We start from the raw sequence: 13,915 nt of genomic DNA, 5'->3' as shown, positions 1-13,915 counted from the left end.
TTGTGTCGCAGGCGCTGTAATAAATAAATAATAAAAAACAATAAGTTGCAGGACAAGATGCGCAATTTGGGTGGTAGTGTCTGGTTCTGGCAATTTGTATTATGCAAAATGACAGAGGAGACGTTACGTGGCGAAAACGAGTCGTTATCGCTGCACGCTGCTATCCTTGCTATTTGTCGAAACGGCTACTGCCGCAGAGTTGCCCCTGAATATGACCAAAGGGGTTACCGATATCAGTCTTCAGGTTTACGACCTGCACATGACGATATTTTACATCTGCTGTGCAATTGGCCTGGTGGTTTTTGGCGCTATGTTCTGGGCCATTATTCATCATCGCAAGGCAAAAGGAGTGCAGCCTGCACAATTTCATGAAAGCACCAAAGTAGAAATACTCTGGACCGCCATTCCCGTGGTTATTCTGGTCATCATGGCCATACCCGCTACCAAAACTCTGATTGCGATGGAAGATACGTCCGATTCGGATGTGACCATTCTGGTGACTGGTTCGCAATGGAAGTGGCATTACAAATATCTCGACTATCCGGTTGAATATTATTCGTTACTTGCTACACCACAAAAACAAATTCAGAACAAAATTGCCAAAGGCGAAAACTACCTGCTGGAAGTTGATCGGCCGCTGGTGATCCCAACCGGCAAAAAAGTGCGCTTTTTAATGACTTCAGATGATGTGATCCATTCCTGGTGGGTGCCGGCCTTTGCGGTTAAAAAAGACGCCAACCCCGGCTATATCAATGAATCCTGGGCCAATGTGAATGAGCCTGGTATTTACCGAGGCCAATGCGCGGAACTTTGCGGCAAAGATCATGGCTTTATGCCGGTGGTGGTGATTGCCAAAGAGCCGGCTGAATTCGACAGTTGGATCCGGCAAGAAGCTGAAACACAAGCCAAAGCTAAAGCTGCTGAGCAAGAGCTGCTGTCGATGAATATGACAATGGCCGAAGCGATGGCTCTGGGCGAAAAAACCTACCTTGGTTATTGCGCCGCGTGCCATCAACCCGGTGGGCAAGGTTTACCCGGTGCATTCCCAGCCCTTAAAGGCAGCAAAATGGCTACAACAGCCACTGAACTGGCTGCCCATATCGACATTGTTCTGAATGGCAAATCCGGTACCGCGATGCAGGCCTTTGGTAAGCAGCTGACGTTGCAGGAAATTGCGGCCGTTATTACCTACGAGCGAAATGCCTGGGATAACAATACTGGCGATTTAGTGCAGGCTGCTGCAATCCATGCAGCCAAAACCGGCAACAAGGAGTAGCAGATGAGCACAGTCACCACCGATCCGCATGCTCATGGCGATCACCATGATGAGCATCACCACAGTCCACCAGCCGGTTTAAAACGCTGGTTGTATACCACCAACCATAAAGATATCGGGACTTTGTACCTGCTGTTCGCGCTGACGATGTTTTTCATCGGCGGGGCGATGGCGATGGTGATCCGGGCCGAGTTATTTCAACCAGGGCTGCAGTTGGTTCAAGCTGATTTTTTTAATCAGATGACCACTGTGCATGGCCTGATCATGGTGTTTGGCGCCGTGATGCCCGCCTTTACTGGTTTGGCTAACTGGCTGATCCCGATGATGATTGGCGCGCCGGACATGGCGTTGCCGCGGATGAATAACTGGAGTTTCTGGATCCTGCCGTTTGCCTTTTCCATTTTACTGGCCTCGTTATTTATGGAAGGCGGTGGTCCTGGTTTTGGCTGGACTTTCTACGCACCACTATCCACCAAGTACAGCGGCGACAGCACGGCTTTGTTTGTGTTTTCAGTGCACATCATGGGTATTTCGTCGATTATGGGCGCAATCAACGTCATTGTAACCATCTTCAACTTACGCGCCCCTGGCATGACCTGGATGAAAATGCCGTTGTTCGTCTGGACCTGGTTGATTACCGCATTTTTACTGATTGCGGTAATGCCGGTGCTGGCAGGTACTGTGACCATGGTGCTGACCGATAAGTACTTTGGGACTAGCTTCTTTGATGCAGCCGGCGGCGGCGATCCGGTGTTGTTCCAGCATATTTTCTGGTTCTTCGGTCACCCTGAAGTGTACATCATGATTTTACCGGCTTTTGGGATTGTCTCGAGCATAGTGCCGACTTTTGCCCGTAAACCGTTGTTTGGTTACGCCTCAATGGTGTACGCCACTTCCAGTATCGCGCTACTGTCGTTTCTGGTCTGGGCACACCATATGTTCACCACCGGTATGCCGGTGTTTGCCGAGCTGTTTTTCATGTATTGCACCATGTTGATTGCGGTGCCGACCGGGGTGAAAGTTTTTAATTGGGTGGCGACGATGTGGCGCGGAGCCATGACCTTTGAAGTACCAATGATGTTCGCACTGGCCTTTATTGTGTTGTTCACCATTGGTGGTTTGTCTGGGTTGATGCTCGCGATTACACCGGCGGATTTCCAGTATCACGATACCTACTTTGTGGTCGCGCATTTCCACTATGTGCTGGTGACCGGCGCCATTTTCTCGATTATTGCGGCGGCCTATTACTGGTTGCCAAAATGGACCGGGCATATGTATGACGAAACTCTGGGGCAATGGCATTTCTGGTGTTCGCTGATCTCCGTCAACATGCTGTTTTTCCCGATGCATTTTGTCGGGTTGGCCGGAATGCCAAGACGGATCCCGGATTATGCGCTGCAGTTTGCTGATTTTAATGCCTTTATCAGTATCGGTGGTTTTGCTTTTGGCCTGTCGCAGCTGATTTTCGTTTGGGTGTTGGTGAAATGTATCCGTGGTGGTGAAAAAGCCACGGCTCAGGTGTGGGAAGGTGCGGAAGGGTTGGAGTGGGAATTACCTTCGCCACCGCCTTATCACAGCTTTACGACACCACCGCATGTGAAATAGGGGATTGCAGATGGCCGTACCACAGCAGCAGAAACCTGACCACAAACCACTGATAAAACGTCTGTTGGTGATCACGCTCGCGATGTTTGGGTTTGGTTATGCGCTGGTGCCGCTGTATGACGTGTTTTGTGATCTGACCGGCATTAACGGTAAAACCAGCTCGATGGCCGCCACTGCCGACAAAGCCGTGGTCGACCTGAAGCGCGAAATTACCGTGGAATTTCTGGCCAGACCCAATGCGGACATGCCTTGGTTATTTAAACCACAGACGCAAAAGATCAAAGTTCATCCTGGCGAAATTAAACTGGTGTACTACGAAGCTGAAAATATCACCGCTGCGACCATGACCGGTCAGGCGGTGCCTTCGGTAGCGCCAGGCCAGGCCGCTTTGTATCTGAATAAAATGGAATGTTTTTGTTTTAACCAACAAGTGCTGACTGCGGGTCAGAAGCTGTTGATGCCATTACAATTTTATGTGGATCCTGCTCTGCCCGAGCAGTTCAGCACTATCACTTTGTCATACACTTTGTACGACATGACCAAGCATAGTCAGCCTGAAACAGTGGCAGCTCTGATCCCAACAGGGGGCAATCATGAGTAACGCTTACGAGAAATATTATGTACCCGAACAAAGCCCGTGGCCTTTTGTGGGCGCGGTGGCGTTGTTTTTAATCGCCTTTGGTGCCGGGCATTTAGTCAATGAAGTGACCCGCGACAAAGAAGGTTATGGCAGTTACCTGCTGATGGCCGGGGTCGCGATTTTAATTTTTATGCTGGTCGGCTGGTTTCGAAATGTGATTGATGAATCGATGACCGGCCTTTATAGCAAACAAATGGATCGCTCGTTCCGGCAAGGCATGAGCTGGTTTATTTTTTCGGAAGTGATGTTCTTTTTTGCCTTTTTTGGCGCCTTGTTTTATGCCCGACTGATCGCGATGCCGTGGCTGGATGGTGCCAGCAACAATGCGATGACTGCCGAAATCCTATGGCCTGAGTTCGTTGCGCATTGGCCGATGATCAAAACACCGGGTGGCACCGAAACCACGGCGATGCCATGGCAAGGGTTGCCGCTGTATAACACGATTATTCTGCTGACTTCGTCGGTCACATTGCAGTTTGCGCATACCGCGATGGAGCAAAATAAACGAGGGCAGCTGAAGTTAATGCTGTTGTTAACCGTGTTATTAGGCGCAACCTTTCTGACGTTACAAGGGTACGAGTATGTCCATGCGTATCAGGATCTGGGTTTAAAACTGGATTCTGGGATTTATGGCAATACCTTTTTCCTGTTGACCGGTTTCCATGGCATGCATGTGACGTTGGGTGCCATTTTCCTGCTGGTGATTTTTCTGCGGATCTTGCTGAAAAACCATTTCACGGCGCATCACCATTTTGCGTTTCAGGCCGCAGCCTGGTACTGGCATTTTGTCGATGTGGTCTGGTTATGTTTGTTTGTGTTTGTTTATGTGTTGTAAGGACAAAAGCTGGCTCCAACATCGGTTCGATTAACGAGGTTGGAGCTTATTTGTTGAGTATTTTTTTCAATACGGGCGTTGCTGCGGACTGATCCAGCCCATCGACAGTGCCAGTACGATAAACAATAAGACGATGACTGAAACGAACACCCGACGACCGAGGAATTTCGACATACTGACTTTTTCCGGATCGTTTTTCAGCATCAGCCACAAGGCGCGAAACAGATTAAAAACAATAAAGAGCAGTAGCGCGATGAGCAGTAATTTGATCAGCATAAAACCTCAGTTCGCAGGAGACGCAGATGCAGATCCGGTTGTTTAACCAGGACTTTGTGCTGCGCTGGTGGTTGGTAGCCATCACTTTGGCTGCTTTTTGTCTGTTAATCAAGTTGTCGCTGTGGCAGTGGCAACGCGCTGAAGAAAAGCTACAACACCTGACTCAAATCCAGAACTGGCAACAACAAGGCGCTCCCGCTTTTACTGAGTTTTCCCGCTTCAGCGAAGCCGATTTAGACGGCGCGCCACTGACCGGTACTGCACATTGGCTCGCGCCGGTAGTGTGGTTGGTGGACAATCAAATCTGGCAAGGTAAAGCAGGCTACGATGTGGTGATTCCGGTACAAGTGACTGCCGATCAAACCGCGATCCCGACACCGTCCGACGAGATCTTACTGATGAATTTAGGCTGGGTTGCCGCACCCGACAGCCGACAACAACTGCCAGCCGTCGACATTCCGGCCCAGATTAAATTACAGGGTGTGCTCCGGACTAAATTAGGTGCTTTCCGACTGGGCAACAATTTGGAAGATAGCGGCTCCTGGCCGATGCGCGTGCAAACGATCGATGTGCCTTCGCTGGCGTCGACTCTTACCAGGCCGCTGACAAATAATGAGTTTAATACAGTGTTTCACGGCGTGTTTTACCAGCAACAAAGCCCGTTTCTTTATCATTATCAGCCAGTGGTGATGCCACCGGAAAAACATCGGGCTTACGCGCTGCAGTGGTTATTGTTAGCCATCGCTGTGGTGATGGTCGCGCTGGCAGCCAGTTATCAGAAGGAAGTGTAAATGCCAAAAAAGAAGTTTTTGTGGTTGTTCGCTGCTTGTTGTCTGGTGCCGTTGGCGATGGCGCAACTGGTGTTGTCAGCCGGCTGGTTTTCCGCCGGTGCGAACAGTAAAGGCCAGTGGCTGAGTGAGGAAATAAAACTATTACCGGCAACGGCGGCCAACCAACCACATTGGCGGCTGGTGTATTTGGCGCCGGCGGATTGCCAGCAGCAGTGCCAGCAGACGCTGAACCTGATGACACAAATTCATACTGCACTCGGTCGCAAACAGGACAACTTAACGCTGGTGGTGCTGGGTGATGTGGCACCAACAGAGCTGACCGCTCCTTTTCAGTTTCAGCAGGGCGCAGCGCCAGCTTTAGCCGAAGGCCAGCTGATTCTGGTCGAGCACAACGGCTTAGCGCTACTGCAATACCAATTTCCGGCGGATGTCAGCCAATTACCATTGCTGGGCAAGGCGGTGATGTCAGATTTGAAAAAACTGATCAGCTACGATCGGGGGCCGGTATGAAGTTACTGCGGATATTAGCCAGTGGCGCCATCGTGCTGACGATGTTAGTGATTATCTTAGGTGCCTACACCCGCCTGACCGATGCCGGTTTAGGTTGCCCGGACTGGCCAGGTTGTTATGGTTTTTTAAAAGTGCCGCAGCATGAAACCCATGTGGCGGTGGCTGAAGCCCGCTTTCCGGAGCGACCGTTGGAGGCACATAAAGCCTGGAACGAAATGGTGCACCGGTATTTTGCCGGTAGTCTGGGTTTATTGATCGCCGCGATTTTTTTCGTCAGTTGGCGGCAACAACGCAAAATCAGTTTATTGCCAACGGCACTGCTCGGTTTGGTGGTGTTTCAGGCGGCGCTTGGCATGTGGACGGTCACCCTGAATTTGTTCCCGTTGGTGGTGATGGGGCATTTACTCGGTGGTTTTAGTTTGTTGTGTTTGCTGGTGATTTATCGCTGGCAACTGACAGCACCCCGATATAAACCCTCAGTGGCGTTACCGGCGCAAAGTGGCCTGGCGCGTTTGGGGTGGCTGGTGCTGGCGATTTTAGTCGGGCAAATAGCCCTTGGCGGCTGGACTTCGGCCAACTATGCGGCGATGGCTTGTGTCGAATTACCGGTGTGTCAGGCCGGTTGGTCGGAGCAACTGCAATTTGGCGAGGCCTTTGATTTACATTTGGGGCACGACAATTACGAATACGGGGTGATGAGCCAGCAAGCCAGACAGACCATTCATATTGCGCACCGCATTGGCGCGATGTTGACGTTATTGGCGGTTGGCTGGTTCGCCTGGCTGCTGTGGCAACGCAAAACGCAAACCGGCATGTCGCGATTGCCGCTGGTTGCGGGCATGTTATTGCTGCTGCAATTTAGTCTGGGTGTTGCCAATGTCTGGTGGCAATTGCCGCTAGCCAATGCGGTCGCGCACAATTTTGTGGCGGCTAATTTGCTGATGGTGTTAACGCTGATTTGTGTGCAATTACAACAACAAGCCCAACTACAAAAACAACCACAAAAACAAGCGCAACCACAACAAGCGCAGCTACAACCAAGGAGGTTATGATGGCCCAAACAAAACTTGCAGTGTTTTCAGGTTGGTCGCTGGTCTGGCGTGATTATTATCAACTAACCAAACCAAAGGTCGTTGCGCTGCTGTTGTTGACTGCCTGGGTTGGCATGATGCTGGCGCAACCGGGTCTACCGGCGCTGGATGTACTGGTGGTGTCGATGATTGGCATTGGCTTGTTGTCATCGGCAGCGGCGGCACTGAATCATGTGCTGGATCAGCGGATTGATGCCCAAATGGCCCGCACTCATCATCGGCCGGTGGCGCGTGGTCGCATCAGCACCGAACGTGCGGTGGTATTTTCGCTGGTGTTAGCGGCGACTGGCTTTGTGGTGCTTTACGCCGCGGTGAATCCATTAACGGCTTGGTTGACCTTAGCCAGTATGTTTGGGTATGCCGTGGTATACACCATGTACCTAAAACGGGCGACACCACAGAATATCGTGATTGGTGGCTTAGCTGGCGCTATGCCGCCACTGCTTGGCTGGACCGCGATGACGGGGCAAATAGCGGCGGAACCATTATTGCTGGTGATGATTATTTTCGCCTGGACGCCGCCCCATTTTTGGGCGCTGGCCATCCATCGCCGCGATGATTATGCCAAAGTGAATATGCCGATGTTGCCGGTTACCCACGGTATCGAATTTACCAAAACCGCAATTTTCCTCTATACGCTGATTTTGTTCCTGGTTTGTTTAATGCCGTATCTGGTTGGAATGACCGGCGCCATTTATCTGGTGGGTACTGTGCTGTTGAACCTGTGGTTTATGGGTTACGCCTGGCAATTGAAATTCCATGCCAAAGCAGATACTGCCATCAAAACATTCAGGTTTTCCATTGTGCACCTGATGTTGTTATTCTTGTTATTGTTGGTTGACCATTACCTGAAATGGACGGCGTTTTAACCAGGATGTTAAACGATCTGATGAAGTACACCATGCGGCTTGGGTAGATACAGGCTGCATAAATGAGAGAGCTCAGATGAAGTATAAGTTGATAGCTGCGGTTGCCGTTGTAACAGCGCTGGCCGCAGGAATATTTAGTTTCCAGTATGTACAGCAGGTTCAGTTGCCTGAGCATGCGCTGGTCTACCCCAAAGCCCGTGATTTAACCGAATTTACGCTGACCAGCCATAAAGGTCAGCCGGCGACCCGGCAACAGTTACAAGGGCAGTGGACGCTGGCTTTTGTTGGTTATACCTTTTGCCCGGATATTTGTCCGATGACGATGGCAACGCTGACCGGTGCGTATAGCGAGTTGCAAGCGATGTTACCCGAAGGCCAAAAGTTAGGGATCTGGTTTATTTCGGCTGATCCAGAGCGCGATACTGTCAGTGCGTTGGCCAATTATGTCGGTTATTTTGAACAACCGGCGATCACCGGTTTGACCGCCGGGCATGACAAGCTATTTCCCTTTGTCCGCGACCTCGGGCTGATGTACGCCATTAGCAGCACTACAGCGCCTGATTATCTGGTCGATCACAGCGCTTCTATTGTGCTGATTAATCCCCAAGGCCAGCTCGCAGCAGTATTTAAACCAGAGCTGAAAGTTGGCGAAGTGCCGCTGGTCACCAAAGCCATTTTGCTGGCAGATTTTCCAAAAGTTCTGGCGCAACTGCAGTAAAGGGCGTTATTCGATAAAGACCCAAGGCTGAGAAAACCAATAAAAATATCCCGGTTTTTTCAGGCTTGGCGCGGTGCAGTTGTATCTGTTGTGATTCAGTTTCAAAGGTGCTTTGGCCTTTGCAGTGAAGCTCTGTGCGTTTAACCAGGTCAATTCAATCGGTTGGCCGTTAAAAAAACAGTTCAGCTGCGTGGCTTTAAAATCCTGCACCTTGACCGATAGTTTTAATGTCGGTGGATTCTGTTTGCTGACCGGATCCGCACCGCTGTAGTCAGTGACCGGTAACGCCAGAGTTTTCAGTTTTGGCACAAAATGCTGCAGCGCGGCAAATTGGCTCGACGATGGATACCGCGGAATACGCGTCATTGACACGCCGGGGCATACAGCGCCCGATTGTTGACCAATGCCGATAAACCCAAGCTCAGTGACCAAATCTTCTAATTCAGCACTAAAGTCGCCATAAGGGTAGGCCAGCCATTTGCGCTTGACGCCCAATTTTTGTTCAAGCTGTTGTTCTGCCAGTAAAATGTCTGCTTTAACCCGCGCTCGCCACTGTTTTTTGCTTTCGCCTTTATTCGGGACTGCCAGCCGGTGATGGTACGAGCTGTGATTGGCAATAATCACGCCTTCGTCGTGCATGGTCTGAATTTGTTCCCAGCTCAGCACCGGGCCTTCGCGCCGATCAATTAACGCAGGCCCTAAAAACATCGTGTAGGGGTAGCCGAATTCTTTCAGGATAGGGCGGGCGGTGGTAAAAACATTGGCAAAACCATCGTCAAAAGTGATGGCGACTTCGTTGTCGACCGTGGCTTCCCCACGTTGCAGCTGCTGGATGATGCGCTCGAGGCTCACCACTTTAAAGTTTTGATCTTTCAGGTGCTGCAGTTGTTGACGAAATTCTGCAGGCGTCACGCTGGTGGTTTTGGGCGTGGTGCTGCTGACATGATGATATTGCAGAATAATTGCCGCTTCAGAAAGGGTTGAAAAACCAACCGCAGCAAGCCACACCAACCACAAGCATAACTTTTGCACGTTAAGAACCCTCTTTATCGTTTGGCAACACACCAATCCGGCGCAACACTAACAAGATATAACTACCAAAAGTGATCACAAAACTGATGAGCCAGCAGCCAATCACCAGCTGCAACAGCCAGAGTGGCTCGGCTGGCAACAGTAAAAACAACAGCAGAATGATCCAAAAGGCTGCCATACCGCCGACAAAATAACGGCCGCAAGTTGCAGCCGTTGGGAGTTTGGATAAGAAGCGCTTCAAAGTTGCTTCAAGATCGCTTAGTAATATGAATGTTCGCCACGCTGATGCTCGGTGATGTCACGAACGCCAGCCAGCTCACCGGCAAAGCGGTTCAGCAGCTCTTTTTCGATGCCTTCTTTCAGGGTTAAATCCACCTGCGAACAACCGTTACAGCCACCGCCAAATTGCAGCACTGCGACACCTTGTTCGGTCAGTTCAACCACTGATACCCGGCCACCGTGGTTGGCCAGTTGCGGATTGATTTCAGCATCAATCACATATTGCACCCGCTCTTTCAGCGGAGCGTTGTCATTCACCTTGCGAACTTTGGCATTCGGCGCTTTTAACGTCAGCTGCGAACCCATTTGATCGGTGACAAAATCGATTTCGGCATCAACTAAAAACGGTTTGCTGTCGGCATCAATCACCGCGTCAAAACCGTTGCAAGGTACTTTTAAATCGGAATCTTCGACTGCATCCGTTGGACAGTACGACACGCCACATTCCGCCTGAGCCGTGCCGGGATTGACTACAAACACCCGAATATTGGTGCCGGCGGCCTGCTTTTCCAACAACTTAACGAAGTGCGCCTGGGCCGCTTCTGAGATATGAATCATGTCTGAGTACCTGACTAAATTACTAGGTTAATGGCTATGATACTCCTCCAGTTTCGCGCTGCCAACCCCGCTTGAGCATTCGCCATCTTTATTGCTAAGGTGACGGCATCAAATATCTGGAGTTGGCATGAAAAAACTTACTATATTGGCGGCATCACTGGCGACTTTTTGTAGCCTGAGCCTGCAACCGAATGCGCTTGCCGCATCCTTACCGACACCGGCGCAAAGTTTAGGCTTTGAACTGGGGCAATGGCATGTCCGCCACGACCAGATTGAGCAGTATTTTCGGGAACTGGCAGTCAAGGCGCCTGAGCTCAGTAAATTTGAAGTGATTGGCCGCACCCATGAACAACGGCCATTGGTGCAATTGACCATTAGCTCCGCTGCCAATATGGCGAAACTGGAGCAAATCCGCGAGCAACATCTGGCGGGCATCAGTGGTAAATCGCAGAACGATGCCGATTTACCGCTGGTGATTTGGCTGGGTTACAGCATCCATGGCAACGAGCCAAGTGGTGCCAATGCTGCGGTCAAGTTGGCGCATTATCTGTTGAGCAGCGAAGACGCTGAAGTCAAAAACTGGCTTGATAACGCCATCATTTTAATCCAACCGAGTTTAAACCCGGATGGCCACGATCGTTTTGCAGTGTGGGCCAATATGCATCAGGGCACATCGCCGGTGGCTGATCCACAACATCGTGAGCATGTGGAACCCTGGCCCAATGGTCGGCCGAATCATTATTGGTTTGACTTGAACCGCGATTGGCTGCCGCTGCAACACCCGGAAAGTCAGGCGCGGATTAAACAATTCCATCATTGGATGCCGCAAGTGCTCGGTGATTTCCATGAAATGGGCACCAACAGCAGTTATTTTTTCCAGCCGGGCATTCCAAGTCGCAATAACCCGATGACGCCGGATGAAAACTATCAACTGACGGCTTTGCTGGCGGGTCATCACGCCAAAGCTTTTGACGAGCAAGGTAAACTTTATTACACCGAAGAAAGTTTTGACGATTTTTACGTCGGCAAAGGCTCAACCTACCCTGATGTGCACGGCGCGGTCGGCATTTTGTTTGAACAGGCCAGCAGCCGTGGCCATTTGCAGGACAGCATTAATGGCCCGCTGAGTTTTTTAAGCACCATCGACAATCAATTCACCACCTCGTTGTCGACGTTACGTGGTGCGGTTGAAAACAAGCAGCGCTTACAAAAATGGCAGCAGCAGTTTTTCCGCGACAGTTTACAGCTGGCCAAAGACGACCCAGTGCAAGGTTATCTGTTGCAAGGCGATGCCGACCAAAGCCGGCTCACTGCCTTGTTGCAGCTGCTGAGCAAACATCAGATAGAGGTGTATCCGGTCAATAATGATGAAGCCGCGTCAACGCAGCAGTTTTTTGTGCCGCTGCAACAACGGCAATACCGCTTGATCAAAGCCGCTTTCAGTACTGCGACCAACTTTCGTGACAACACCTTTTACGACGTGTCGGCCTGGACTTTGCCGCACGCTTTTAATATCGAATATAGCGAAAGCCGGAAAATCCCGGCTGGGTTATCCAAGCAGCCGTGGCAGGCCGAGTCGTTGGCTGCGGCTGAGTTAACGGCGGGCGCTTACGCATATGCATTGCGCTGGACCGATCAACAAGCACCGCTGCTACTGCAAAAGCTACTGCAACAAGGTCTGAAAGTAAGGGCAGCCAGCAAGGCGTTCAGTGCCAAAACCAGCAATGGCGTACAGTTGTTTGCGGCCGGCACTATGTTGATCCCGGCGGGTTTGCAAACTGAAGGCTGGTTTGAACTCCTCAAACAAGCGCAGCAGCAATCTGGCTTACGGTTGGAAGCTGTGACGTCAGGATTAACGCCGATGGGCCAGGATTTAGGCAGCAACAATATGCTGCCGGTGAATTTGCCGAAAGTATTGTTAATGGCAGGTCCCGGTATCAACTCGACGGAAGCTGGCGAACTGTGGTTTAACCTGGAACGACTGGCCGGTGTGTCACCGACCATGGCTGAGCCCGCGCGTTTCGGTCGGCTCGATTTAAGCACATACACGCACCTGGTGCTGCCGGATGGGAGTTACCAGAGTTTTAAAGATGCCGAGCTGGCTCAGCTTAAAGCCTGGGTCGATGCGGGTGGGGTGTTATGGGCCCAGAAATCAGCAGTCAGTTGGTTGGCAGAAAAAGGCTTGTTGCAGGTGAAATTAAAGCCGGTCAGTGACTTAAAAGCTTTGATCCGGATTGAAGATGCCCGTTACGCCGACAAAGAACAGTTGGCAGGTCAGCAGCGGATCGCTGGTGCTATTTTCCAGACTGAACTCGATTTAAGTCATCCGCTCAGTTTTGGTTTACCACGGGCTGAACTGCCGGTGTTTAAAAATGCGCTGATGGTGATGCAGGTGCCGGAACAATCGTTTGTCACCGTCGCACGGTATCGCAAAGGCAAACAACTCGCAGGCTTTGCAGCGCCGGAACTGGTTGAGCAAATCAGTCAAAGTGCGGCGTTGGTAGCGCATAACTACGGCAAAGGCCGGATCATCGCAATGACCGACAACCCGGTGTTCCGCGGCTATTTTAATGGTTCCAGCCGATTACTGGTGAACGCTTTGTATCTGGGCAAAGCCTTTGATGTGGGTTCAGAAGACAACGAAGGTGATGCGCACTCGCACTAATCCGGTTCATGGCAAACGCGCTGCTCATGTGGCAGCGTGTGGTGCGCCGTCATATCAGCAGGCGTAATGGCCAGCGTCCAGACGTCAATTCGCAGCACCTGCTGCTTTCGAAGCAACCGGCACAGCTGATCGATGGTGGCGCCGGTGGTTATCACATCATCGACTAGCAACAGATGCGGCGGGAGTTTTTCGCGCTGCTGCAATCTGAATTGGCGGCGTAAATTGGCCCGTCGTTGCTGGCGGGTTAAACCAACCTGATGCTGAGTGCTTTTACTGTGGAAAATATCCAGTAACGGAATTTGCCAGCTGTCGGCGATGACCGCCGCCAGTTGTTGTGCCTGATTAAACCCACGCTCTTTACGCCGCTCGCGGCTCATTGGCACAAAACAAACGGCGTCTGGTTTGGTGCCACCACTACTGGTATACAGCCGGCAAGCTTTTGCCAATTGCTGACACAATAACTCACCACAAGCAAAATCTTGCTGAAACTTCCACTGCCTGATCCAATGTGACCAGGGCAATTGATACCAGCTCAGACTATGCAACAAATCAAATTTGACTGGTGTTAAGCCACGCCACACCGCGGGCAGTAGCAAGGCATTGTGTTGATGATTTGCCAGCGACAAGCCTGGTAACGCCGCGATACAATAATCACAAAGCTGTTGTTTGGCTTGTTGCACCGGCAACTGGCACCACAAACAACTATTTGGTAATAACAGGTGCAACAGCTGATGTAGCCAGAGGTTCAGCTCCGTCATGCTAATTTTCAT

Annotated in this window: 15 protein-coding genes; 10 read left to right on the top strand and 5 right to left on the bottom strand. The window is 50.9% G+C overall.

From position 1 onward, the window contains the following. Positions 1 to 127 precede the first annotated feature (127 nt). Genes coxB through EOE67_RS08345 form a run of 4 tightly spaced genes read left to right on the top strand, consistent with a single transcriptional unit; the run spans position 128 to position 4,356 of the window. On the top strand, positions 128 to 1,276 hold the full coding sequence (coxB, locus tag EOE67_RS08360; RefSeq protein WP_240652751.1) for a cytochrome c oxidase subunit II: 1,149 nt from the start codon (positions 128 to 130) through the stop codon (positions 1,274 to 1,276). 3 nt (positions 1,277 to 1,279) lie between these two features. Next, complete coding sequence (ctaD, locus tag EOE67_RS08355; RefSeq protein ID WP_127698647.1) at positions 1,280 to 2,881, top strand: cytochrome c oxidase subunit I; 1,602 nt, start codon at positions 1,280 to 1,282, stop codon at positions 2,879 to 2,881. 10 nt (positions 2,882 to 2,891) lie between these two features. Beyond that, complete coding sequence (locus EOE67_RS08350) at positions 2,892 to 3,482, top strand: cytochrome c oxidase assembly protein (RefSeq protein WP_127698646.1); 591 nt, start codon at positions 2,892 to 2,894, stop codon at positions 3,480 to 3,482. Next, positions 3,475 to 4,356: a cytochrome c oxidase subunit 3 gene (locus EOE67_RS08345; protein WP_127698645.1), complete on the top strand. Its 882-nt coding sequence runs from the start codon at positions 3,475 to 3,477 to the stop codon at positions 4,354 to 4,356. Before EOE67_RS08350 ends, EOE67_RS08345 begins: the two co-directional genes overlap by 8 nt. A gap of 66 nt (positions 4,357 to 4,422) precedes the next feature. Here EOE67_RS08345 and EOE67_RS08340 read toward each other — a convergent pair whose 3' ends face one another. Beyond that, positions 4,423 to 4,632 (bottom strand): DUF2909 domain-containing protein, encoded by a 210-nt coding sequence (locus EOE67_RS08340; RefSeq protein WP_127698644.1) that lies wholly within the window; start codon positions 4,630 to 4,632, stop codon positions 4,423 to 4,425. 26 nt (positions 4,633 to 4,658) lie between these two features. On the opposite strand from EOE67_RS08340, the gene EOE67_RS08335 reads away from it, so the two are divergent. The 5 genes from EOE67_RS08335 (at position 4,659) to EOE67_RS08315 (ending at position 8,611) form a co-directional block, all read left to right on the top strand. After that, a complete protein-coding gene (locus tag EOE67_RS08335) occupies positions 4,659 to 5,423 on the top strand; it encodes an SURF1 family protein (protein WP_127698643.1) in 765 nt (254 codons plus the stop codon). After that, entirely contained in the window at positions 5,424 to 5,933 is a 510-nt protein-coding gene (locus EOE67_RS08330) for a hypothetical protein (protein ID WP_127698642.1), read from the top strand. Then, the gene (locus EOE67_RS08325) at positions 5,930 to 6,985 is read left to right on the top strand and encodes a COX15/CtaA family protein (protein WP_127698641.1); all 1,056 of its coding nucleotides are present in this window, start codon (positions 5,930 to 5,932) and stop codon (positions 6,983 to 6,985) included. Before EOE67_RS08330 ends, EOE67_RS08325 begins: the two co-directional genes overlap by 4 nt. Beyond that, positions 6,985 to 7,893: a heme o synthase gene (cyoE, locus tag EOE67_RS08320; protein WP_127698640.1), complete on the top strand. Its 909-nt coding sequence runs from the start codon at positions 6,985 to 6,987 to the stop codon at positions 7,891 to 7,893. The genes EOE67_RS08325 and cyoE overlap by 1 nt, the downstream gene beginning before the upstream one ends. Before the next feature lie 76 nt (positions 7,894 to 7,969). Then, complete coding sequence (locus tag EOE67_RS08315; protein WP_127698638.1) at positions 7,970 to 8,611, top strand: SCO family protein; 642 nt, start codon at positions 7,970 to 7,972, stop codon at positions 8,609 to 8,611. Positions 8,612 to 8,617: 6 nt separating this feature from the next. Here the strand turns inward: EOE67_RS08315 and EOE67_RS08310 are convergent, their stop codons facing one another. From EOE67_RS08310 to nfuA, 3 genes are read right to left on the bottom strand one after another with little or no spacing between them, the layout of a single operon-like run. Continuing rightward, positions 8,618 to 9,643, bottom strand: coding sequence for a polysaccharide deacetylase family protein (locus EOE67_RS08310; RefSeq protein ID WP_240652750.1), 1,026 nt, complete (start codon positions 9,641 to 9,643; stop codon positions 8,618 to 8,620). Position 9,644: 1 nt separating this feature from the next. Next, positions 9,645 to 9,884, bottom strand: coding sequence for a hypothetical protein (locus tag EOE67_RS08305; protein WP_127698636.1), 240 nt, complete (start codon positions 9,882 to 9,884; stop codon positions 9,645 to 9,647). A gap of 17 nt (positions 9,885 to 9,901) precedes the next feature. Continuing rightward, the gene (nfuA, locus tag EOE67_RS08300; protein ID WP_127698634.1) at positions 9,902 to 10,480 is read right to left on the bottom strand and encodes a Fe-S biogenesis protein NfuA; all 579 of its coding nucleotides are present in this window, start codon (positions 10,478 to 10,480) and stop codon (positions 9,902 to 9,904) included. A 127-nt stretch (positions 10,481 to 10,607) separates the two neighbouring features. Between nfuA and EOE67_RS08295 the strand changes: the two genes are divergently transcribed. Continuing rightward, positions 10,608 to 13,145: a M14 metallopeptidase family protein gene (locus EOE67_RS08295; RefSeq protein WP_127698632.1), complete on the top strand. Its 2,538-nt coding sequence runs from the start codon at positions 10,608 to 10,610 to the stop codon at positions 13,143 to 13,145. Here the strand turns inward: EOE67_RS08295 and EOE67_RS08290 are convergent. Further along, positions 13,142 to 13,903 carry a ComF family protein gene (locus EOE67_RS08290; protein ID WP_127698630.1) on the bottom strand — a complete coding sequence of 254 codons (762 nt, stop codon included), beginning with the start codon at positions 13,901 to 13,903 and terminating at the stop codon, positions 13,142 to 13,144. The genes EOE67_RS08295 and EOE67_RS08290 overlap by 4 nt on opposite strands. Positions 13,904 to 13,915 lie beyond the last annotated feature (12 nt).

This window comes from Rheinheimera riviphila, from assembly GCF_004005945.1.
In the GTDB taxonomy this organism is placed as follows: domain Bacteria; phylum Pseudomonadota; class Gammaproteobacteria; order Enterobacterales; family Alteromonadaceae; genus Pararheinheimera; species Pararheinheimera riviphila.
The sequence above is the reverse complement of the archived record's forward strand: the minus strand, read 5'-3'. Positions and strand labels throughout refer to the sequence as shown.